General features: G+C 66.2%; 20 protein-coding genes. 8 read left to right on the plus strand and 12 right to left on the minus strand.

The window, feature by feature from the left end:
• Genes EYS21_RS07100 through EYS21_RS07115 form a run of 4 tightly spaced genes read right to left on the minus strand, consistent with a single transcriptional unit; the run spans position 1 to position 5,795 of the window.
• Positions 1 to 795, minus strand: coding sequence for a CoA transferase subunit A (locus tag EYS21_RS07100; RefSeq protein WP_131132507.1), 795 nt, complete (start codon positions 793 to 795; stop codon positions 1 to 3).
• Between the two features lie 23 nt (positions 796 to 818).
• Positions 819 to 1,982, minus strand: a complete 1,164-nt coding sequence (locus EYS21_RS07105) for an acyl-CoA dehydrogenase family protein (protein WP_131132508.1) — start codon at positions 1,980 to 1,982, stop codon at positions 819 to 821.
• Between the two features lie 2 nt (positions 1,983 to 1,984).
• Positions 1,985 to 4,180 (minus strand): biotin carboxylase N-terminal domain-containing protein, encoded by a 2,196-nt coding sequence (locus EYS21_RS07110; protein ID WP_131132509.1) that lies wholly within the window; start codon positions 4,178 to 4,180, stop codon positions 1,985 to 1,987.
• A gap of 7 nt (positions 4,181 to 4,187) precedes the next feature.
• Positions 4,188 to 5,795, minus strand: a complete 1,608-nt coding sequence (locus EYS21_RS07115; protein WP_131132510.1) for a carboxyl transferase domain-containing protein — start codon at positions 5,793 to 5,795, stop codon at positions 4,188 to 4,190.
• 157 nt (positions 5,796 to 5,952) lie between these two features.
• Between EYS21_RS07115 and EYS21_RS07120 the strand changes: the two genes are divergently transcribed.
• The gene (locus EYS21_RS07120) at positions 5,953 to 6,684 is read left to right on the plus strand and encodes a TetR/AcrR family transcriptional regulator (RefSeq protein WP_242633326.1); all 732 of its coding nucleotides are present in this window, start codon (positions 5,953 to 5,955) and stop codon (positions 6,682 to 6,684) included.
• A 68-nt stretch (positions 6,685 to 6,752) separates the two neighbouring features.
• Here EYS21_RS07120 and EYS21_RS07125 read toward each other — a convergent pair whose 3' ends face one another.
• From EYS21_RS07125 to pdhA, 3 genes are read right to left on the minus strand one after another with little or no spacing between them, the layout of a single operon-like run.
• Positions 6,753 to 8,153, minus strand: a complete 1,401-nt coding sequence (locus tag EYS21_RS07125; RefSeq protein WP_131132862.1) for a dihydrolipoamide acetyltransferase family protein — start codon at positions 8,151 to 8,153, stop codon at positions 6,753 to 6,755.
• An 8-nt stretch (positions 8,154 to 8,161) separates the two neighbouring features.
• On the minus strand, positions 8,162 to 9,172 hold the full coding sequence (locus tag EYS21_RS07130) for an alpha-ketoacid dehydrogenase subunit beta (protein ID WP_131132512.1): 1,011 nt from the start codon (positions 9,170 to 9,172) through the stop codon (positions 8,162 to 8,164).
• On the minus strand, positions 9,172 to 10,347 hold the full coding sequence (pdhA, locus tag EYS21_RS07135; RefSeq protein WP_131132513.1) for a pyruvate dehydrogenase (acetyl-transferring) E1 component subunit alpha: 1,176 nt from the start codon (positions 10,345 to 10,347) through the stop codon (positions 9,172 to 9,174). Before pdhA ends, EYS21_RS07130 begins: the two co-directional genes overlap by 1 nt.
• Before the next feature lie 196 nt (positions 10,348 to 10,543).
• On the opposite strand from pdhA, the gene EYS21_RS07140 reads away from it, so the two are divergent.
• Positions 10,544 to 11,017 (plus strand): Lrp/AsnC family transcriptional regulator, encoded by a 474-nt coding sequence (locus EYS21_RS07140; protein WP_131132514.1) that lies wholly within the window; start codon positions 10,544 to 10,546, stop codon positions 11,015 to 11,017.
• Positions 11,018 to 11,170: 153 nt separating this feature from the next.
• Positions 11,171 to 11,887: a hypothetical protein gene (locus tag EYS21_RS07145; RefSeq protein ID WP_165478275.1), complete on the plus strand. Its 717-nt coding sequence runs from the start codon at positions 11,171 to 11,173 to the stop codon at positions 11,885 to 11,887.
• 72 nt (positions 11,888 to 11,959) lie between these two features.
• Here the strand turns inward: EYS21_RS07145 and EYS21_RS07150 are convergent, their stop codons facing one another.
• Both EYS21_RS07150 and EYS21_RS07155 read right to left on the minus strand, forming a co-directional pair.
• Entirely contained in the window at positions 11,960 to 13,576 is a 1,617-nt protein-coding gene (locus EYS21_RS07150; RefSeq protein ID WP_131132515.1) for a cation acetate symporter, read from the minus strand.
• The gene (locus EYS21_RS07155; RefSeq protein ID WP_131132516.1) at positions 13,573 to 13,953 is read right to left on the minus strand and encodes a DUF485 domain-containing protein; all 381 of its coding nucleotides are present in this window, start codon (positions 13,951 to 13,953) and stop codon (positions 13,573 to 13,575) included. The genes EYS21_RS07150 and EYS21_RS07155 overlap by 4 nt, the downstream gene beginning before the upstream one ends.
• A 179-nt stretch (positions 13,954 to 14,132) precedes the next feature.
• Between EYS21_RS07155 and EYS21_RS07160 the strand changes: the two genes are divergently transcribed.
• Genes EYS21_RS07160 through EYS21_RS07180 form a run of 5 tightly spaced genes read left to right on the plus strand, consistent with a single transcriptional unit; the run spans position 14,133 to position 18,653 of the window.
• Positions 14,133 to 15,323 carry a histidine kinase gene (locus EYS21_RS07160; protein WP_131132517.1) on the plus strand — a complete coding sequence of 397 codons (1,191 nt, stop codon included), beginning with the start codon at positions 14,133 to 14,135 and terminating at the stop codon, positions 15,321 to 15,323.
• Between the two features lie 45 nt (positions 15,324 to 15,368).
• Positions 15,369 to 16,091, plus strand: a complete 723-nt coding sequence (locus EYS21_RS07165; protein WP_131132518.1) for a LytTR family DNA-binding domain-containing protein — start codon at positions 15,369 to 15,371, stop codon at positions 16,089 to 16,091.
• Positions 16,088 to 16,438 carry a DUF485 domain-containing protein gene (locus EYS21_RS07170; RefSeq protein ID WP_131132519.1) on the plus strand — a complete coding sequence of 117 codons (351 nt, stop codon included), beginning with the start codon at positions 16,088 to 16,090 and terminating at the stop codon, positions 16,436 to 16,438. The genes EYS21_RS07165 and EYS21_RS07170 overlap by 4 nt, the downstream gene beginning before the upstream one ends.
• A 7-nt stretch (positions 16,439 to 16,445) precedes the next feature.
• Positions 16,446 to 17,912: a cation acetate symporter gene (locus EYS21_RS07175; RefSeq protein WP_131132520.1), complete on the plus strand. Its 1,467-nt coding sequence runs from the start codon at positions 16,446 to 16,448 to the stop codon at positions 17,910 to 17,912.
• Positions 17,913 to 17,963: 51 nt separating this feature from the next.
• Complete coding sequence (locus EYS21_RS07180) at positions 17,964 to 18,653, plus strand: hypothetical protein (protein WP_131132521.1); 690 nt, start codon at positions 17,964 to 17,966, stop codon at positions 18,651 to 18,653.
• 21 nt (positions 18,654 to 18,674) lie between these two features.
• On the opposite strand, the gene EYS21_RS07185 is transcribed toward EYS21_RS07180, so the two are convergent.
• The 3 genes from EYS21_RS07185 to frr form a co-directional block, all read right to left on the minus strand.
• Positions 18,675 to 19,259, minus strand: coding sequence for a DivIVA domain-containing protein (locus tag EYS21_RS07185; protein ID WP_131132864.1), 585 nt, complete (start codon positions 19,257 to 19,259; stop codon positions 18,675 to 18,677).
• 92 nt (positions 19,260 to 19,351) lie between these two features.
• The gene (locus EYS21_RS07190; RefSeq protein WP_131132522.1) at positions 19,352 to 20,275 is read right to left on the minus strand and encodes a phosphatidate cytidylyltransferase; all 924 of its coding nucleotides are present in this window, start codon (positions 20,273 to 20,275) and stop codon (positions 19,352 to 19,354) included.
• Positions 20,275 to 20,832, minus strand: a complete 558-nt coding sequence (gene frr / locus EYS21_RS07195) for a ribosome recycling factor (RefSeq protein WP_131132523.1) — start codon at positions 20,830 to 20,832, stop codon at positions 20,275 to 20,277. The genes EYS21_RS07190 and frr overlap by 1 nt, the downstream gene beginning before the upstream one ends.
• Positions 20,833 to 20,886 lie beyond the last annotated feature (54 nt).

A 20,886-nucleotide genomic window follows, 5' to 3' on the forward strand; every position in this document is an offset into this window, starting at 1 on the left:
CTACGCTCCTGCCTGTTCTGTGGCGCTTTCGTTTCCGGTGGCGTGTTTCAGGGCAACTGTCCGCTTCTCGATCCGTTTTTCACCGGCGGGGACAACCACCACCCGCTGGACGAAGATGCCCGGGGTGTGGACGTGTTCGGGGTCCAACTCCCCCGGTTCCACGAGTTCCTCCACCTCCGCGATGGTGATCCTGCCCGCCATGGCGCAAAGCGGGTTGAAGTTCATGGCCGTTGCGTGGAAGACGAGGTTGCCGTGGCGGTCGCCCTTCCAGGCGTGGACCAAGCCGTAGTCGGGTGTCAGCGATTCCTCCAGGACGTAGTCGACCCCGTTGAAAGGGCGCACTTCCTTGGCAGCAGATGCGATCGCGATGCCGCCGTCGGCGTCGTACTTCTGCGGCAGGCCGCCGTCGGATACCTGAGTGCCCACTCCAGCCTTGGTGTAGAAGGCCGGGATCCCGGCGCCGCCCGCCCGGAGTTTCTCGGCGAGGGTTCCCTGCGGGGTGAGGACCACTTCGAGTTCACCCGAGAGGTACTGGCGCGCGAACTCCTTGTTTTCGCCAACGTAGGAGCTGATGGTCCGCCTGATCCGGCCGTCGCGGAGCAGGACGCCCAGTCCCCAGTCATCCACGCCGCAGTTGTTGCTCACGGTCTCCAGTTCCCTGGTGCCGCGACGGTGCAGGGCGTCGATCAGGGCAACAGGGATTCCGCACAGGCCGAACCCTCCCACCGCGAGGGACGCGCCGTCGGGGATGTCCGCTACGGCTTCCTCGGCGCTGGCAACAACCTTGTTAATCATCAGTGATCCTCTCCGGCCGGCTATTACAGTCCGAGTTCGCGGGCGATCAGCATCAGCTGGACCTCCGTGGTGCCCTCCCCCACTTCAAGGATCTTGGAGTCGCGGTAATGGCGTGCCACGGTGAATTCGTTGATGAAGCCATAGCCGCCGAATACCTGGGTGGCATCCCGCGCGTTGTCCATGGCCGCCTCGCCTGCGACCATCTTAGCGATGGCCGCCTGCGTCTTGAATGGCTTGCCGGCGAGCATCCTCGCGGCGGCGTCGTAGTACGCCAGGCGGGCGGTATGCGCGCGCGCCTGCATGCGGGCGATCTTGAACGCGATGGCCTGGTGCTTGCCGATGTAATGGCCAAAAGCGCTGCGCTCCTTGGCGTATTTCACCGACAGGTCCACGCAGCCCTGCGCAGCGCCCGTGGCCAGGGCGGCGATGGCGATGCGGCCTTCGTCCAGGATGGAGAGGAAGTTGGCGTAGCCCCGCCCCTCCTCGCCCAACAGATTCGATTCGGGCACGCGGACGTCTTTCAGCGTCAGCGGATGCGTGTCCGAGGCGTTCCAGCCCACCTTGTTGTAGGCCCGTTCCGCCGTGAACCCGGGCGTGTTGGTGGGCACCAGGATGGTGGAGATCTCCTTCCTGATGCTCCCGTCCTTGCGTTCCTTTTGACCGGTGACGGCAGTCACCGTCACCAGACGGGTGATATCCGTGCCGGAGTTGGTGATGAACTCCTTGTTGCCGTTGATGACCCACTCGCCTCCCTCACGCCGCGCGTGGGTTTTAGTGCCGCCTGCGTCGGAGCCGGCTTCAGGCTCGGTGAGGCCGAAGCCGGCGAGCGCCTGGCCCGAGGCCAGCATCGGCAGCCATTCCTCCTTCTGGGCGTCGGTGCCGAACCGGTAGACGGGCATGGCGCCCAGGGAGACGCCGGCTTCCAGAGTGATGGCCACGGACTGGTCCACCCGGCCCAGCTGCTCCAGTGCGAGCGCCAGGGCAAAGTAGTCCCCGCCCATCCCGCCGAATTCCTCGGGGAACGGCAGCCCGAAGAGGCCCATGTCGGCCATCTGCTTCACGATTTCGTACGGGAAGCTGTGCTCCTCGTCGTGTTTGGCGGACACGGGGGCCACCACGTGGTCCGCGAAGTCCCTCACGGTGTCGCTGAGGTCCTGGTATTCCTCGCTGAGTTCAAAATCCGGCATTGCTAGGCTCCCTCGCCTGTGGTGGGTGGGTCTTGGATGGTGCTGCCCGGCTGTGCCGGGCTTTCGGTGTGGTCTTCGGCATGGATGGTGGCCAGGACCTGGTCGGCCCTGACGGACTGACCGGCCGTGACGCTGATGTGGACGGTGCCGGCCACCTCGGCCAGCAGTTGGTGCTCCATCTTCATGGCTTCCACGGAGAGGAGAACCTGGCCGGCCGCCACAGTGTCGCCGTTGCTGACTGCCACGGAGACCACCGTGCCGGGCATGGGCGAGCGGACCTCGGGCTCTGCGGTGCCTTCTTCGCGGTGGATGGCGGCGAGCACCCGTTCGAGCCTGGACTCCCGTGTCAGCACCTCCAGCCGGCAGGACCAGCCGCCGTTGCCAAGGAACAGTTCCGTGGGGCCGCCGGGGGCCGCGTGCTCCGGGCCCGTGCTGCCGGGACCCCGCACCGCCGGGGCCAGTGAGTACCCGGTGGCTTCGCCGTCGAGGGTCAGCAGCGCCTGGCGGCGGGAGGTGAGCTCCAGCGATGCCGGACGTTCCGGCCCGCCGTCCACGGCCACGAGGGCGGTGCCCGCCGCCAGGCTGCCTTTGACACACACTGTTGCGATGCCGCCGTCGGGCGTTCCCAGGCTGATCCGCCGGGGCGCCGGCGCCCCGATCCGCCAGCCGTTGCCGGCCCGCCACGGACCGGAGGTGGCCACCGCACTGTCCTGTTCCCCGCTCGCGACGGCGTACAGGGCGGCGGCCACGAGTTCGGCGTCGCCGACCCGCCGGAACGCGAAGTCCGGCATTTTGCGCTCGATCAGGCCGGTGTCCAGATGCCCGGCGCGGACATCTGGGTCATTGATCAGCAGCCGCAGGTACTCAATGTTTGTGTCGATGCCAAGCGCGGTGTAGCCGGTGAGGGCCGCGTCCAGGGTGTCCAGGGCTGCCGTGCGGTCCGGGCCCCACGCGATGACCTTGGAGATCATGGGGTCGTAGCTGGACGAGATCTCCAGCCCCTCCAGCAGGGCTGAGTCCACCCGGACCCTGCCGGCTGAGTGATCCGGCAATTCGTCCAGGAGGAGCACGGTCCCGGTGGACGGCAGGAAGTTTCGCTCCGGGATTTCGGCGTAGACGCGGGCTTCGACGGCGTGCCCGTTGAGTTCGACGTCGGCCTGCCGGATGGTCAGTTCCTCGCCGGCAGCAATGCGGACCTGCCATTCGACCAGGTCGACGCCGGTGACCATTTCGGTGACCGGGTGCTCCACCTGGAGCCGGGTGTTCATCTCCATAAAGAAGAACTCGTCCGGAGCCTCGTCGGAGACCAGGAATTCCACGGTTCCGGCGCCGCTGTAGTGGACGCTCCGTGCCGCCTGGCAGGCGGCCTCGCCGATCCGAGCCCGGGTGGCGCCGCCGTCGTTCAATGCATCCAGCAGCGGCGAGGGCGCTTCTTCGATGACTTTCTGGTGGCGGCGCTGCAGCGAGCACTCGCGCTCGCCCAGGTGGATCACGTTGCCGTGGTTGTCGGCCAGGACCTGGACCTCGATGTGCCGGGGCGTGCGGACCAGCCGCTCCAGGAACAGCGTGTCGTCGCCGAAGGCACTCGCGGCAACACGCCGTGCGGTTTCCAAAGTGGCGGGCAGCTCCCCGGCGCGTTCGACGATGTGCATGCCCTTCCCGCCGCCGCCCGCGGACGGTTTGATGAGCAACGGGAATCCGACGGCGTCCGCGGCCCCGATCAGCTGGGCGTCCGTCATGCCCGGCTCGGCAATGCCCGGCACCACCGGGACACCGTAGCCGGCAACGTGGTTCTTGGACCGGATCTTGTCGCCCATGACGTTCAGGGACTCCACCCCCGGCCCGATGAACGTGATGCCGGCCGCTTCCAGGGCGCGGGCAAAGTCCACGTTTTCGCTCAGGAAGCCGTAGCCGGGGTGGACGGCCTCGGCGCCGGTGTCGTGGCAGGCCTGGATGATGGCCTCGATGTTCAGGTAGCTCTGCGCTGCGGCGGCCGGGCCGATCCGCACGGCAGCGTCAGCCTCCCGCACGTGCCGGGCACCGGCGTCGGCATCGCTGTAGACGGCAACCGAACGGATGCCCAGTGCACGCAGGGTGCGGATCACGCGGCAGGCAATCTCCCCGCGGTTGGCCACGAGGACAGTACCGAACAGGGTCTTTCCGCGTGTTGGTGCGGTGGTCGGCGAAGGAACAGTCATTGCTGGCTCACATCCGGAAAAGGCCGAAGGAGGTCTCCGGCAGCGGGGTGCGGGAGACGACGTCGAGCGCCAGTCCCAGGACGGTGCGGGTGTCCGCGGGGTCGATCACGCCGTCATCCCAGAGGCGGGCGGTGGAGTAGTACGGACTGCCCTGGTCCTCGTACTGCTGCCTGATGGGGGCCTTGAACGCTTCCTCGTCCTCGGCGGACCAGTCCTCGCCGGCGGCCTCGTACTGGTCCCGCTTCACCGTGGCCAGCACGCTGGACGCCTGGTTTCCGCCCATGACGGAAATCCGGCTGGCCGGCCACATCCACAGGAAGCGCGGCGAGTAGGCCCGGCCGCACATGGAATAGTTCCCGGCACCGAATGAGCCGCCGATGACCACGGTCAGCTTGGGCACCCGGGCGGTGGCAACCGCGGTGACCATCTTGGCACCGTTCTTGGCAATGCCGCCCTGCTCCGAGTCCTTGCCCACCATAAAACCGGAAATGTTCTGCAGGAAGACCAAGGGTATGCCGCGCTGGTCGCAGAGCTCGATGAAGTGCGCGCCCTTGAGCGAGGACTCGCTGAAGAGCACCCCGTTGTTGGCCACGATCCCCACCGGGTGTCCGTGAATCCTGGCGAAGCCGGTCACCAGCGTGGCGCCGTATTCCTTCTTGAACTCGTGGAACCGGCTGCCGTCCACCAGCCGGGCGATGACCTCATGGACGTCGTACTGCGCATTCACGTCCGTAGGCACCGCACCGTAAAGCCCGGCAGGATCCGCAAGAGGGTCGACGGCGGTTTCCACATCCCACACGGGGGCCGCCGGCCGGGGCAGGGTGGCAACTATGTCGCGGATGATCTGCAGGGCATGTTCGTCGTTCTCCGCCAGGTGGTCCGTGACGCCGGAAATCCTCGAGTGGACCTCGCCACCGCCCAGCTCCTCCGCCGTGACAATCTCGCCGATGGCGGCCTTCACCAGCGGCGGACCGCCCAGGAAGATGGTCCCCTGGTTACGGACGATCACCGTCTCGTCACTCATCGCCGGGACGTAGGCGCCGCCGGCCGTGCAGGAGCCCATCACGGAGGATATCTGCGGGATTTTGGCGGCCGAAAGCCTGGCCTGGTTGTAGAAAATCCGGCCGAAGTGCTCCTTGTCCGGGAACACCTCGTCCTGCTTGGGCAGGAACGCTCCGCCCGAGTCCACCAGGTAAATGCAGGGCAACCGGTTCTCCAGGGCGATCTCCTGGGCCCGGAGGTGCTTCTTCACCGTCATCGGGTAGTACGTGCCGCCCTTAACGGTGGCGTCATTGGAAATCACCAGCACCTGGCGGCCATGCACCAGGCCAATGCCGGCAATGACCCCTGCGCCGGGCGACTCGTTGTTGTACATCCCGTGTGCGGCCAGCGGGGCAATCTCCAGGAACGGGCTGCCGTCGTCGAGCAACTGGTCGATGCGTTCACGCGGGAGCAGCTTGCCGCGGGCCACGTGGCGTTCGCGGGATTTTTCCGGTCCACCCAGCGCGGCTTCAGCCAGCCTGGACCGGAGCTCGGCGGCGAGCGCGAGCTGAGCCCGGTTGTTGGCCGCAAAGGCATCACTCGCGGCGTCAAGCCGGCTGGCGAGGGTCTCCATCGACTGGTCCGTTCCTGTATCTGTTTGGTAACGCGTTTTGAGGGCGGTTAAAGCCAACTCGGTTAGCGCTTTGTAACTGAGATTAGGTTAGTCTCTATTAACTGTGATGTCCAACACATCGAGGCGTTGCTAGAATTTGCTGGTCCGAGGAGGAAATGTGCCCACTACCCGACCGGTACGGCCAACCCAACAGGCCCAGCCGATGCCGTCTGCCCAGGCCGGTCCGGCAACCAACGGCGCTGCTTCAGCCAACGGGGGCGCCGCAGCGCAGGCCGCCCCGGGAACCCAGCGCAGCCAGGCCAAGGAGTTACGGCGCCAGGCGTTGCTGGTGGCTGCCGCCTCTCTGTTCGCCAAGAACGGCTTCAACCGGGTGTCGCTGGAGGACCTGGGTGCCGCGGCCGGCGTCAGCGGACCCGCGGTCTACCGCCACTTCCCGGGCAAGCAGGCAGTACTGGGCGACCTGTTGCTCACCGTCAGCCGGGAACTGCTGGACGGCGGACTGAGGGTAATAGCCGAAACCACGGATCCGCTCGCGGCACTGCGCCGGCTGGTGGCGTTCCAGGTGGATTTTGCCCTGGGCAAGCCTGACGTGATCCGGGTGCAGGACCGCGACTTCAGCAACCTCACCGAGAAGGACCAGTCCGAGGTGCGGACGCTGCAGCGGAACTATGTGGAACTCTGGGTGGATGTCCTCGCCCGGCTGCACCCGGAAACCGATGCCGCAGAACTGCGGATGCGGGCCCATGCCACGTTTGGCCTGATCAATTCCACGCCGCACTCGGTGCGCAGCCATGGCCGCAAAATCGCTGCCAGGTCGGCCCGCCCCCTGCTGGAGAGCATGGCGCTGGCTGCCCTCACCGTGGACGCCTCCCAGGCTCCGCTCCACTAGGAGTTTTTGTCCAGATACAGCGGGATAAACGGCTCCTAAGTCGCCGTATCTGGACAAAAACTCCTGGGCTAAACCATCGTCAGCACCATGCCGGGTTCGGCCAGGATCGCGCCGACGTCGGCCAGGAACCGCGAGCCTTGTTCGCCATCCACCAGGCGGTGGTCAAAGGACAGGCTCAAGGTCATGACCTGGCGCAGGGCGACCTCCCCCTGGTACTCCCATGGCATGTTCCGGACCGCCCCCACTGCCAGGATCGCTGCCTCGCCGGGGTTCAGGATCGGCGTGCCGGCGTCAATGCCGAACACCCCGATGTTGGTGATGGAAATGGTGCCGCCGGACAGCTCGGCCGGCGTGGTCTTGCCCGAACGTGCCGACTCGGTCAGCCCCGTCAGGGCTTCGGACAGCCCCATCAGCGTCAGGGCATCCGCGTCCTTGATGTTGGGTACCGTGAGGCCACGCGGCGTCGCAGCCGCGATGCCCAGGTTGACGTAGTTGTACTGGACAATCTCCTGGCTGTTTTCGTCCCAGCGTGAGTTCAGGGACGGGTTCCGCCGGAGCGCAATGAGGACAGCCTTCGCCACGATGGTCAGCGGCGTGAGCTTGTAGCCGGCAAAAGCGCGGTTGGCCTTCAGCCGGGCAAGCAGGTCCATGGTTGGAGTGACGTCCACCGTCAGGAACTCGGTCACATGCGGAGCGGTGAACGCACTGGCCACCATGGCCGCCGCCGTGAACTTGCGGACCCCCTTGATGGGCGTACGGGTCTCACGCTGGCCGCCCGCGGAAGGCTCCTCCGGCCAGGCCTCAGGCACCGCCGAAAGGTGGTGCGCGGCGGCAGGAAGGTCACCGCCTCCCACGAAGTTGCGGACGTCGTCGCGGCTGATCAGGCCGCCGGGGCCGGTGCCGGCCACCGCTGCGAGGTCGACGCCCAGGTCTTTGGCGAGTTTCCGCACGGGCGGGGTGGAGCGGGGGCGTTCGGCGGGCCGGGCAGTTGCAACAGATTTTGTTTCGACTGGCCTGGTTTCGACAAGCTCAACCACCGGGGTTTCAACCACCGGCGCCTCAACCACCGGCGCCTCAACCACCGTCAGGTTGCGCGCCCGCCGGGCCGGGCGGCCGGAACTTTCGACGACGGCGCCGTACCCCACAAGGTTCGGTTCCCTTTTGCCTGCGCCCGCCGCGGCCGTGGCAGCGGCGGTGGGTGTTTCCGCTGCCGGCCGCGCGGCGCCGTCGTCCGGTACTTCGAAGGAGACGATCGGCTTGCCTACCTCCACCACGGTGCCGGGCTGCTCGTGCAGCGCAGTGATGACACCGGCGAACGGTGACGGCAGTTCCACCACGGCTTTGGCGGTTTCGACCTCGGCAATGACCTGATTGAGGCTGACGGTGTCCCCCACCCCGACTTTCCAGCTGAGGATTTCGGACTCGGTCAGTCCTTCGCCGAGGTCCGGGAGCCTGAATTCCTTGATCATGGTTGCGCTCATCCTTCCAGCCCGCTGAGGGAGTTCGGCCGGCCCAGGGCACGGTCGACGCCGTCGAGGATTCTGTCCAGGCCGGGCAGATGGTGCATTTCGAGCTTGGAGTACGGGTAGGGAATATCGAACCCGGTGATCCTGACGGGAGCGGCTTCGAGGTGGTAGAAGCACCGCTCGGTGATGCTGGCGGCGACTTCTGCTCCGAGCCCGCCGGACTGTCCGGCCTCGTGGGTGATGACCAGCCGGCCGGTTTTCCGCAGGGAGGCTTCCACTGTGGCGTAGTCAACGGGCGCCAGCGAGCGCAGGTCGATGACCTCGATGGACACTCCCTCATCCGACGCCGCGGTGGCGGCGTCACGGGCCGTTTTGACCAGGGGGCCGTACGCCACGAGTGTCACATCGGTGCCCTCGGCCACGACGCGGGCCCGGTCCATGGGCAGGGCGGTGGACAGGTCAACGGCCTCGTCCACTTCGCCTTTGTCGTGGTAGCGGCGCTTGGGTTCGAAGTACAGGACGGGGTCGTCGCTGGCGATGGCCTGCTGGATGACGGTGTGGGCGTCCTGCGGGTTGGATACGGCCACCACGCGGAGCCCGGAGGTGTGGGTGAAGTAGGCCTCGGGTGATTCGGAGTGGTGTTCCGGTGAGCCGATGCCGCCGCCGAAGGGTACCCGGACGGTGATGGGCATCTTGACGGCGCCCTGGGTCCGGTAGTGCAGCTTGGCCACCTGGCTCACGATCTGGTCGAAGGCCGGGTAGATAAAGCCGTCGAACTGGATCTCCACCACGGGACGGTAGCCGCGGTAGGCCAGTCCGACGGCGGTGCCCATGATCGCGGATTCGGCCAGTGGCGTGTCCACGACGCGGTGTGTGCCGAAGTCTTTCTGCAGGCCGTCGGTGACCCGGAAGACGCCGCCGAGGGTTCCGATGTCCTCCCCCATGAGGATGACCTTGGGGTCGTTCTCGAGGGATTTGCGCAACCCGGCGTTGATGGCGCGGGCAAAGGTCATCTGGGTCATCAGTGTGCCCCTTCGGGTGAGTTGGCTCCGGCGGGATCACCGAAGGAAGCCAGGTATCGGGAGTAATGGTCCTGCTGCCGGTCCAGCCAGGAATTGGGTGAGCTGTAGACGTGCTTGAAGATGTCCAGCGGTTCCGGGTCCGGCATGTTGGTGCAGCCGGCACGCATCTCGCGTGCCACGGCGTCGGCCTTGTCCTGCACGTGCTGCTGCAGGTTTTCAGTCAGGAGCCCCTTGCGCTCCAGCAGGGACTTGACCCTGGCGATGGGGTCCTTCGCAGCCCAGTCCTCCAGTTCGTTGGCGTCGCGGTACCGGGTGGGGTCATCCGCGGTGGTGTGCGGGCCCATGCGGTAGGTGACGGCTTCGATGAAGGTGGGTCCGCCGCCGCGCCGTGCCCGGTCCAGGGCCACCCGCGTGGCTGCCATGACGGCGAGGACGTCGTTCCCGTCCACCCTGAGGCTGGGGATGCCGAAGCCGGTGGCCCTGTCTGCCAGCTGGATGTGGGACTGCAGCCTGACCGGTTCCGAGATGGCCCAGTGGTTGTTCTGGCAGAAGAAGACCACGGGTGCCTGGAAGCTCGCGGCAAACACCATGGCTTCGTTGACGTCGCCTTCGCTTGTGGCACCGTCGCCGAAAAACGTGACCGCCACGGAATCGGCGCCGTCGTTCTGGATCCCCATGGCGTAACCGGTGGCGTGCAGGGTCTGCGCGCCGATGATGATCTGCGGCGTGGCCATGTTGATGGTGTACGGATCCCAGCCTGACGAGGCATTTCCGCGCCATACCCGGATGATGTCCGTCAGGTCCACGCCGCGGCAGTAGGCCACGCCGTTCTCCCGGTAGCTGGAGAACACGAAGTCGTCCTCGCGCAGTGCCCGGCCGGCCCCTACCTGGGACGCCTCCTGCCCCAGAAGAGGTGGCCACAGGGCCAGCTCGCCCTGCCGCTGGAGCGCTGTTGCCTCGACGTCGATGCGCCGGACCGCTGCCATGTCCTCATAGAGGGAGCACAGCTGCTCATCGCTGATGTCCTGCACCCACGGATCGAATTCCGGATGGCTGATGCGTTCCCCTGCCGGGGTGACCAGCTGGATCAGGTACCGGCCGGAGCCATGGATTCCTGCACTGTTGCCCGGGCCTTCGGCGTTTGTTCCGCCATGGCCCGTTTCGTCTGTAGACACGATCGCCCCGCAACCCTCTCACGTCGTTTGACCGGCGCTTAGGGACTTGTGGTCCTGCCGCGTTCCGGCCTCCCGGGCGCCGTTGCCCCGGATATTTGTGACCCTACTCACAATGCTCAATGGGTACAACCACCGCGAAGAAAACTGAGCACAATGCCCTGTTGGGGAGTGCCAGACCGTGCTACCGTTGCGCATTATGCAAGCTTTGGATGGCACTGACACCCGCCTGCTTTCCGCCATGGCGCGGGACCCCCGACGGACGGTGGTGGCGCTTGCCCAGAAGCTGGGCCTGTCGCGGAACACCGTCCAGGCGCGGATGGCCCAATTGGAGAAGAAGCACGTCTTCCTGTCCTTTGAGCGGCGGATCAATCCCGTGTCTCTGGGCTACCCGCTGATGGCCTTCATCTCCGTCCACGTGCAGCAGCAAAAACTCGGCCAGCTCGCCCATGACCTGGCCAGTGTCCCGGAGATCCTTGAGGGGTACGGCCTGACCGGCTCAGCGGACCTGCTGCTGCGGGTGGTGGCCCTGGACGCCGAGGACCTGTTCCGGATCAACGGAAAGATCCTGGCCTGCGACGGAGTGGAGCGCACGGACACCGCGCTGGCCATGGGTGAGCTGATTCCGTTCCGTATCCAGCCGCTGCTGGAGCGGGGCCCGGCCGAGGCGTAGGACCCGGGTCACGGCCGGGTCCCGGGTCCTGGCGGATGCCGGAGCGGGGCAGGCAGGGTTATAGGCTGGTCCAAGTTGAATTGAATGGGGTGCCGGTCTGCGGTTCCCAGCAACGAGGCAGTCCCCCCAGCACGCTGCCGGAAAGGCTCTATCTTGAGCAATCCTCAGGAACCGTACCAGCCGCGCCCGGCCGACGCCGGCGCGCAGCAGCCGCCTGCGCCGCCCCGCCAGCCGCCGGCACAGCCGTACGGGCCGCCCCAGGGTGCGGCGCAATCCGGCACACTCCGGTACGGGACTCCCCGGGATCCTTCCAATCCCCACGGCGGGCAGGATGCGCCGGGAGGACCAAACCCTCAGCCCGGCCAGTACCCGGGACAGTATGGCGTGCCCGGCCAATACCCCGATCCGTCGCCCTTCGGCCTGCCGGGCCAGCCGCCCGCCAAGGACCGGAAGAAGCTGTGGATCATCCTCGGCATCGCCGGCGGTGTGGTGCTCCTGGCAGTGGTCGGCATGATCGTCCTGTTCAATGTCTTCGGCGGTGCCACCAACCAGGCCCGCGGGCTCGCGGACGGGTTCACCAAGCTGGTGATCGCAGGCGACTCGTCCAAGGCCTACGACGACTACCTTGACCCCGCCCTCCAGGAGCAGCTGTCGAAGGAGGATTTCCTTGCCGGCGTCGAGAGCCTGAAGATGAACGATACCTGCAAGCCGGCGTACAACGACGTGAAGGCCGCCTCGGACAACGGCGTCAACTCTGCCGACATAGCCGGCGTCATCACCTGCGACGGCCAGCAGATTGACCTGGCCTACCGCTTCGAAGGCACGGACGATCTCAAGATGACCAACATCAAACTCCGGCCGAAGACATAACCTTTCCGCCAAAAGTGAAGAGCACCCTTGCCGGACGGCAAGGGTGCTCTTCACTTTTGGGCGGTGCCTGCGTCAGTGGTCCACGGCCTTCTCCGCACCGACGCCGGTGAGGGACCGTACTTCCATTTCCGCCTGTTTGGCGCTGTCTTCACGGTTCTTGTCCAGGACCGTGCCGAGCCAGCCCAGCAGGAACGCCAGCGGGATGGACACAATGCCCGGGTTGCTCAGCGGGAACAGCGCGAAGTTGGCGTCCTTGATCATGGAGGTGGCTCCGCCGGAAACCACCGGCGAGAAGATGATCAGGATGATGGCCGAGCCCAGGCCGCCGTACATGCTCCAGACCGCGCCCTGGGTGGTGAACCGCCGCCAGAACAGGGAGTAGACAATGGTGGGCAGGTTGGCGGACGCCGCGACGGCGAAGGCCAGTGCCACCAGGAACGCGACGTTCTGGCCGTTGGCGAAGATGCCGCCCAGGATGGCCATGACGCCGATGACCACCACGGTACGCCGTGCCACCTTGACCTCGGTGTCGGCGTCGGCCTTGCCCTTGGAGATGACGCTGGCGTAGATGTCGTGGGCGAAGGACGCTGCGGCCGTGATGGTCAGCCCGGCCACGACCGCAAGGATGGTGGCGAACGCAACCGCGGAGATGAAGCCCAGCAGCAGAGGTCCGCCGAGGTGGAAGGCCAGCAGCGGGGCTGCGGAATTCACGCCGCCCGGAGCCGACTTGATGGTCTCGGCACCCACGAGGGCTGCTGCGCCGTAACCCAGTACCAGGGTGAACAGGTAGAACAGGCCAATCAGCCAGATGGACCACACCACGGACTTCCGGGCTTCCTTGGCAGTGGGCACGGTGTAGAAACGCATCAGGACGTGCGGCAAGGCAGCGGTACCCAGGACCAGTGCCAGTCCCAGGGACATGAAGTCCAGCTTTGAGGTCTCGGTCTTGCCGTATTGCAGGCCGGGGTTCAGCACCGCCGGGTTGCCCGAGGTTTCCACGGCTGCGCCGAGGAGGCTGGAGAGGTTGAAGCCGTAGATTGCCAGGACCCAGAATGTCATCACGGCCGCGCCGGCGATCAGCAGGATTGCCTTGATGATCTGGACCCAGGTGGTGCCCTTCATGCCGCCGATCAGGACGTACGTGATCATCAGGACGCCGACGACGATGATCACCAGTGCCTGTCCGCCCCAGTCGCTGATGCCCAGCAGCAGTGAAATGAGGCTGCCGGCTCCGGCCATCTGGGCCAGGAGGTAGAAGAAGCAGACGGCGAGGGTGGAGATGGCCGCAGCGATGCGGACCGGGCCTTGCTTGAGCCGGAAGGAGAGGACATCCGCCATGGTGAACTTTCCGGTGTTCCGGAGGAGTTCAGCCACCAGCAGCAGGGCAACCAGCCAGGCCACCAGGAAGCCAATGGAGTACATAAAGCCGTCGTAGCCGTTGATGGCGATGGCGCCGGTGATTCCCAGGAACGAGGCAGCCGACAGGTAGTCGCCGGCGATGGCCGTTCCGTTCTGGGAGCCGGTGAATGACCGGCCCGCAGCGTAATAGTCGGCCGCGGTCTTGTTGTTCCGGCTGGCGCGCAGCACGATCACCATGGTGACTGCGACGAACAGGCCGAAGATCCCCATGTTCAGCAGCGTGGTTTCCTTGAGGTCGGCGACGTCCACGGCCGTTGCAATCCCGATCATTTGGCCACCCCGGTCACGATGTTGCCGTCCTTATCAAATTCATGGCCTTCGATTTCGTTGCGGATTTCCGCGGCTATGGGGTCCAGCCGGCGGTTGGAGTAGCTGACATACCAGCCGGTGATGGCGAATGTGGTGACGAACTGCAGCAGGCCCAGGATCAGGCCGATGTTGATGTTGCCCCACACCTTGGTGGACATAAAGCCGACCGCGTAGTCGGCCAGCAGGACGTACGCGAAGTACCACAGCAGAAAAGCGACAGCCATGGGGAATACAAAACTGCGGTGGCGTTTGCGCAGTTCCTGGAACCGCTCTGTCGATTGGACCTCTTCGAAGTCCACGGACGCTGCTGCGTCCGGAGTCCGGGCATCGTTACCCATCGTTCCTCCTCATTGAGTTTTGCCTGGTTCACATCAGAGGGACCCGCACGCAGGATGCCGCCGCTGTGACTGCAATCACTCTGCGCCGTGGCAGGGGCACATTCCATAGCCCCGGCGGGAACGCTCGCTCAACGGTCGCGATGCTGCGGCAAGCGGCACCCACCGCTACGCTGGGCACCATGCCGGACTCCCCTCTCCTGACCGCCGCGGCAGTTGCGGTGATCGTGTTGGCGATCGCCGTCGTCGTCGGTGTGGGATTTAAGCTGCTGCGCTCCTTCCGTGAGCTGGGCACCGACGCCGAGCGCGCAACCTACAACACGCTCCACGCGGCGTCCCGTGCAGGGCAGCACCTGCGCACCGGCCTTAATCCGGCGGGTGCCGCCAAGGCGAGCAGGCAGCTGAGGACCCTGTTGGGCTGCAATGCGCTGGCGATCACCGATACGGCGGGCGTGCTCGCCTGGGACGGTGCCGCCGAGGAACTGAAACCCCGGCTGATGGACCTGGCTGCAGACGTCCTGGTCGGCGGCCGGACCACGGTGATCCAGGCCCGGGACCTGGCTCCGGATCTTGGCTCCGGCGGGCTCGCCGCCGTCATCGCGCCGGTGCGCGCCGGATCCAGGGTGGTGGGCGTTGTGGCGGCCTTTGCCCCGTCGGCGGGCGCCGGCCTGGTCCGGGCCACCAGCGAAGTGGCCGACTGGGTGGCCGTCCAGGTGGAACTGGCAGAGCTGGATGCCTCCCGGACGCTGCTCATGGAGGCCGAAGTCCGCGCCCTGCGTGCCCAGATCAGCCCGCATTTCATCTACAACTCGCTCAACGCCATCGCCTCGTTCATCATTACCGACCCGGCGCGGGCCCGGGAACTGGTGGTGGAGTTCGCGGACTTCACCCGGTATTCGTTCCGCCGCCACGGCGACTTCACCACGCTCGCCGAGGAACTCCGCTGCATTGACAGGTACCTGCTGCTGGAAAAGGCCCGCTTCGGCGAGCGCGTGCAGGTCAGCCTCCGGATAGCGCCCGAAGTACTCGGCACCGTCATCCCGTTCCTGAGCCTCCAGCCCTTGGTCGAGAACGCGGTGCGGCACGGGCTCGAAGCCAAGGAAGGTCCCGGCCATATCAGCATTACCGCCAACGACTCGGGCGCCTTCGCGGAGGTGACCATCGAGGACGACGGCGTGGGCATGGACCCTGCCCAGCTCCAGTCGATGCTGGCCGGCCACACTGACGGCGACCACGTGGGGCTGCGCAACGTGGACGCCCGCCTCCGGCAGGTCTACGGCGACGACCACGGACTGGTGATCGAGACCGCGCCGGGCGAGGGAACCCTGATCACCATGCGCGTGCCCAAGTCCCAGCCGGGCCACGACGCCTGAGCAACGCTTAGGGGTCCAGCCGCCTCCGGCGGATAATGTAGGACCATGATTAATGTCCTCGTCGCCGATGACGAGCTGCCGGCAGTGGAGGAATTGGCGTATCTCCTGGGCCGGGACGACCGGATCGGCATCATCCACCGCGCCACCTCCGGGTCTGCAGCGCTGAGGGCCCTCACCACGGAATCCGTGGACGCCGTATTCCTGGACATCCACATGCCTGCGGTCTCCGGCCTGGACATTGCCCGGGCCATCGCCCGCAGCAGCCACCCGCCGGCGGTGGTTTTTGTCACCGCCGACGAGGACTGCGCCCTGGAAGCTTTCGAGCTTGCCGCGGTGGACTACCTGCTGAAGCCGGTCCGCGCCGAACGGCTGTCCCGTTCGGTGGGACGCATCAGCGAACTGCTGCGCGACGGCGGCGGCCCGGCACCGGAAATGATCACCGTGGACCAGGGCGGCACCACCCGGATGATCAGGCGCGACGACGTCACCTACGTTCAGGCCCAGGGAGACTACGCGCGGCTCCACACGGCGGACGCCAGCTACCTCATCCGGGTGCCCCTGGCCGACCTGGAGCAGCAGTGGGCAGAGGCCGGGTTTATCCGCACCCACCGGTCCTACCTGGTAGCCCTGAAGCATGTGGCCTCGATGAAGCTGGCCGCGGACGGACCCAGTGTCACGGTCGCCGGGGCGAACCTCCCGATCAGCCGCCGGCACCTGCCCACCGTCCGGGAGAAGCTGGAAGCCACCCGCATCCGGCCGCAGCCATGACGCGGGTCCGGGTCACCGCCCCGCTCTCCGCCGCCAGGCCGGCCACGCAGTCGCGGGAGGCAGCCGTGGAATCAGAGGTGGGTCAGCTTTTTGTCAGGTCGCTGATCCGGACCCAGCTGCGGCTGGCGCTCGTAGTGGCCTGCGGATTCCTGCTGATCCTGTGCGCTTTCCCGCTGCTGCTGGCTGCCGTTCCGGGTTTGGCCGAGACCCGGGTGGCCGGCATCCCCTTCGACTGGCTGCTGCTGGGTGCCGGCATCTACCCCGTGACCGGCCTCAGCGCCTGGCTTTACATCCGCACGGCCGCGCGCAATGAGGCCCGGTACCGCGACCTCGCCGAGGACAAGTGATCTTGCCGTGAATCCAGCCGTGGGACTGGTGGCTCTCGTTGTGGTGTCCGTCGCCACCGCGGTGATTGGTTTTTACGGTCTCAGGATTTCCCGTACAACCGGGGATTTTTATGTCGCCTCGCGGACCGTCCGGCCGTGGTGGAACGCCTCAGCGATCGGCGGCGAGTACCTGTCCGCGGCAAGCTTCCTGGGCGTGGCCGGTCTCATCCTGCTCTCCGGAACGGACGCCCTGTGGTTCCCTGTGGGGTACACCGCCGGGTACCTGATGCTGCTGCTTTTTGTGGCAGCCCCGCTGCGCCGGTCCGGTGCGTACACGATCCCGGACTTCACCGAGGCGCGGCTGGACTCGCGGGCAGTCCGCCGGGTGACCAGCGTGGTGGTGGTTGTGGTGGGCTGGCTGTATATCGTGCCGCAGCTCCACGGTGCGGCACTGACCATCCGGATCACCACCGGGCTTCCCGCCTGGGTGGGGTCCGTCGCCGTTGTCGTCGTGGTGTGCCTGACGGTGGTGGCCGGCGGGATGCGTTCCATCACGTTTGTGCAGGCTTTCCAGTACTGGCTCAAGCTCACTGCCCTTGCCGTGCCCGTCCTGTTCATTGTGTTCGCCCTCGCCGGAAACGGGAGTGCCGCCGTCGCCCCGGCAGCCGTCAATCCCACCGGGCTGGCTCCCGCCGGGCCGTACCAGAACATTTCACTGCTCGTGGCGCTGCTCTTCGGCACCCTGGGGCTGCCGCACGTCCTGGTCCGCTTCTATACCAATCCGGACGGGCAGTCTGCGCGGCGGACCACGCTGATTGTGCTCGGGCTGCTTTCCGTGTTCTACCTTTTTCCGACCGCGTACGGGCTGATGGGGCGGATGTTCGCGCCGGACCTCGCCCGCTCCGGCCAGGCAGACGCGGTGGTCCTTCTCCTGCCGGGGCAGCTGATCGGCGGAACAGCCCGGGACTTGCTCTCGGCCCTGGTGGTGGCCGGGGCGTTTGCCGCGTTCCTGTCCACCACGTCCGGGCTGGTGGTTTCGCTGGCCGGCGTGATCAGCCAGGACGTCCTGGGCGGCAGTGTGCGCGGCTTCCGGCTGGCCGCCGTCATATCGGCGGTGGTCCCGCTGGGCTTCGCGTTGAGCACCGATTCCCTCGCCCTGGCCGGCAGCGTGGGCCTGGTCTTCGCCTTCACCGCGTCCACGGTCTGTCCTGTCCTGCTGTTGGGCATCTGGTGGCGCGGACTCACTGACACCGGCGCCATCGCCGGGATGGTGACCGGCGGCGTCCTCTGCGGCGGTGCCATGGTGTCCGGCGCCGCGCTCGGGGCCGCAGGCACACCCTTCTGGCTGGCGCAGCCGGCGGCGTGGACGGTTCCCGCAGCGTTCGCTGTGATGGTGCTCGTCTCGCGTGCCACCAGGCAGCGGATTCCGCAGACCATGGCCCGGGTGATGACGCGCCTGCACACCCCGGAACGGCCGTTGGCCACTGAACGCTGAACGCCGGGCTGCCCCCTCGCGCCGGAACCATCCAGGGTGGACAATTACCGCATGTCCACACAGGACGAACGTACAGCCGGTGAACCCGAAGGTGTCCCCCCGTCGGTCCGGGCACAGCTGCTCGCCACCGAACACTGGAGCCTGCTGGCTTCCCGGAGCACCACACAGGCTGAAGTGCTGACACGGATCAGCATGTTCCTGATGTTCACCTCGGCCAGCCTGGTGAGCCTTGCGCTGGTGGGCCAGGCCACCAGGTTCTCAGACATGTTTGTGATGCTGGCCATGGTGGTCCTGTCCACCGATCTGCTGATCGGCCTCCTCACCCAGGTCCGCGTCATGAATGTTGCCATGGAGGACCTGATGTACGTGCTGGCCATGAACCGGCTCAGGGCAGCGTACGTTGACCTGGATCCCGGCATGGCCAAGTACATGCTGGCTGGTACGCACGACGACCAGCCCGGCATGGACCAGACCTACTATTTCCTCAAAGGCCGGAGCACGTGGAGCCACGTTGCGGGGAGCAGCGCGGTCTTCATCATCATGGCAAACACCGCCCTGACGGCGATCCTGCTCGGCACATCCATCATGCTGCTGGGCTGGCCGGCGCCGGCGGCGGTCCTGGCGGGGGTGATCTGCGGACTCGTCTTTGCCGGTGCCTCGATGTTCTACGGCTACCGGCAGTACCGCGATGTGTGGCCGGCCTTCACACCGCTGTCCCCTACACCTCCAGGCCGGGACTGAGGCGCATCAGCCAGGACGGAATCAGTCGATGGCTGCCATCAGTTCAACCACACGGTCCAGGAAGGCGTCCACCTGGTTTTCCTCGTAACCGTCCTTGCCGACGGCGGGACGGAACACTGCCCGCCGGACGTTGTCCACGCTGAGCGGCTTGTCCTCCTCGAGGTAACCGAGGAGGTCGCGGCACAGCCGGTCCACGTCCACGGTGTTGTAGCTGCGGGCCTTGTTCTTGGACGGCCGCCGGAACCGCTCGCCGTCGGCCCTGTGCAGCCGGCCGCGGAGGATCCCGGACAGTTTTCCGATCTCACGCAGCCAGGCGTCTTCGCCGCTGGCGGCAATCAGTTCATCCCGCTCACGGCGGGCGAAGGCATCTTCGAGCCTGTCCAGGGCGGCGTCAACCACCGCAGCGGAGTACCCGCCCTTGACCGGGTCGAAGGACACGGCACGGACATCCCCGCTGTTGATGACGTGGGTGGCGGCCTTCGGCGTTTCCAGTGACACGCGCGCCCGCTGGAGGAACTGGTCCACCTGTTTGGCGTTGTACCCATATTCGCCGCGCGGCACGCGCTCAAAGGACGCGGGAATGTGCCGATGAATGTCCACTGCCACTATGTTTTCCTTCATGCTGTTCAGCCGGGTCGGTTTAGCACCAGTCTATTGGCGCTGTGGAGCCGGCGGGGTTTCCGGTCGGTGGTTTCCGGTCAGGCGCCTGCAACCAAAACGTACATAACGAAGGCTGCGGGACAGGCGAAAACGATGGAATCGAGCCGGTCCATAACGCCGCCGTGGCCAGGGAGGATGCTGCTCATGTCCTTGATGCCGAGTTCACGCTTGACCATGGATTCGGCGAGGTCGCCCGCCGTCGAGGCAGCCACGACGCCGACGGCGAGGACCACACCGACCCACCACGGTTTGTCCAGCAGGAAGATGCTGGCCAGGACGCCGATCAGCATGGCTCCCGCGATGGAACCGGCGAACCCTTCCCAGGACTTCTTCGGGCTGATCTTCGGGGCCATGGGATGCTTGCCCAACGATGCACCCACGAGATACCCGAAGGTGTCGTTGGATACCACCAGCAGGAGCATAACGGCCACCTGCCAGGCGCCGTGAGGCACCGTACCGCCGGGCCAGAGCCCCAGGGGTGTGACACCCCCGGACGCGTGCAGCGGCAGCGCCGCGAAGCTGATGAAGAACGGCACCCAGCCGAGGGTGAAGACTCCAGCGAAGATGCTGTTGGCCGAGCCAGCCGCGCTTTCAATCGACCGCCACAGCAGCACGGCGACACAGCTCAGGAGCATGGCGAAGAGCAGGCTTTCCAGTCCGCCGAAGTAGGCGGCAAAGGGCATGGCCACTGTCCCGGTCATGACCGGGACAATAGGCAGCCTGGTGCCGTTGGCTTCGAGGGCCCGGAAGATTTCCCAGACTCCGAAGATGGCGAAGGTGGTGGTGACCGCCACGAACGCCAGCGGGAGGAAGAGCAGGCCGCCGAGGACGGCAAACAACATGGCCAGCCCCACGGCGGTGGCTGCGGGCAGGTTCCGCCCGGCTTTCGGCGTGGGGTTGGACCGGGGCTGCCTGCCCTTCATGCGCGCCCGTTGTGCGGGAGCCTGCTCTGCCTGGCTCATCAGACTTCGAGCAGCTCTGCTTCCTTGCGCTTGAGCAGCTCATCGATGCCGTCCACGTGGGCCTTGGTCAGGGCGTCGAGTTCCTTCTCGGCACGGGTGCCTTCATCCTCGCCGGCTTCGCCGTCCTTGACCAGCTTGTCCAGGGTTTCCTTGGCTTTGCGGCGGATGTTGCGGATGGACACTTTGGCGTCCTCGCCCTTGCTTTTGACGATCTTGACGTATTCCTTGCGGCGTTCCTGGGTCAGGTCCGGGATGGTGATCCGGATGACATTGCCGTCGTTGGACGGGTTGGCGCCCACCTCGGAGTCGCTCAGGGCGCGTTCGATGTCACGAAGGGCTGTTTTGTCGAACGGGGTGATGAGGATGGTCCGCGCGTCCGGGATCGCGAAGGAGGCGAGCTGCTGCAGCGGGGTTGGTGAGCCGTAGTAGTCCACCAGGACCTTGTTGTAGAGGCCCGGGTTTGCCCGGCCCGTGCGGATCGAGGCGAAGTCTTCCTTGGCTACCTCTACTGCCTTGTCCATTTTCTCTTCGGCTTCGAGCAAGGTTTCTTCGATCACGGTCTCTCCTCAGAAATCAGTGCAGTCCGGAGGCCGGTTTCCTGCACAATCTTG

The sequence above is a fragment of the Arthrobacter sp. S39 genome (assembly GCF_004320525.1).
In the GTDB taxonomy this organism is placed as follows: domain Bacteria; phylum Actinomycetota; class Actinomycetes; order Actinomycetales; family Micrococcaceae; genus Arthrobacter.

What these genes read in the sequence shown, in the direction of transcription:
- EYS21_RS07100 (WP_131132507.1), bottom strand. Translation starts at nt 795, where the DNA reads ATGATTAACAAGGTTGTTGCCAGCGCCGAGGAAGCCGTAGCGGACATC.
- EYS21_RS07105 (WP_131132508.1), bottom strand. Translation starts at nt 1,982, where the DNA reads ATGCCGGATTTTGAACTCAGCGAGGAATACCAGGACCTCAGCGACACC.
- EYS21_RS07110 (WP_131132509.1), bottom strand. Translation starts at nt 4,180, where the DNA reads ATGACTGTTCCTTCGCCGACCACCGCACCAACACGCGGAAAGACCCTG.
- EYS21_RS07115 (WP_131132510.1), bottom strand. Translation starts at nt 5,795, where the DNA reads ATGGAGACCCTCGCCAGCCGGCTTGACGCCGCGAGTGATGCCTTTGCG.
- EYS21_RS07125 (WP_131132862.1), bottom strand. Translation starts at nt 8,153, where the DNA reads ATGATCAAGGAATTCAGGCTCCCGGACCTCGGCGAAGGACTGACCGAG.
- EYS21_RS07130 (WP_131132512.1), bottom strand. Translation starts at nt 9,172, where the DNA reads ATGACCCAGATGACCTTTGCCCGCGCCATCAACGCCGGGTTGCGCAAA.
- EYS21_RS07140 (WP_131132514.1), top strand. Translation starts at nt 10,544, where the DNA reads ATGCAAGCTTTGGATGGCACTGACACCCGCCTGCTTTCCGCCATGGCG.
- EYS21_RS07150 (WP_131132515.1), bottom strand. Translation starts at nt 13,576, where the DNA reads ATGATCGGGATTGCAACGGCCGTGGACGTCGCCGACCTCAAGGAAACC.
- EYS21_RS07155 (WP_131132516.1), bottom strand. Translation starts at nt 13,953, where the DNA reads ATGGGTAACGATGCCCGGACTCCGGACGCAGCAGCGTCCGTGGACTTC.
- EYS21_RS07160 (WP_131132517.1), top strand. Translation starts at nt 14,133, where the DNA reads ATGCCGGACTCCCCTCTCCTGACCGCCGCGGCAGTTGCGGTGATCGTG.
- EYS21_RS07165 (WP_131132518.1), top strand. Translation starts at nt 15,369, where the DNA reads ATGATTAATGTCCTCGTCGCCGATGACGAGCTGCCGGCAGTGGAGGAA.
- EYS21_RS07170 (WP_131132519.1), top strand. Translation starts at nt 16,088, where the DNA reads ATGACGCGGGTCCGGGTCACCGCCCCGCTCTCCGCCGCCAGGCCGGCC.
- EYS21_RS07180 (WP_131132521.1), top strand. Translation starts at nt 17,964, where the DNA reads ATGTCCACACAGGACGAACGTACAGCCGGTGAACCCGAAGGTGTCCCC.
- EYS21_RS07190 (WP_131132522.1), bottom strand. Translation starts at nt 20,275, where the DNA reads ATGAGCCAGGCAGAGCAGGCTCCCGCACAACGGGCGCGCATGAAGGGC.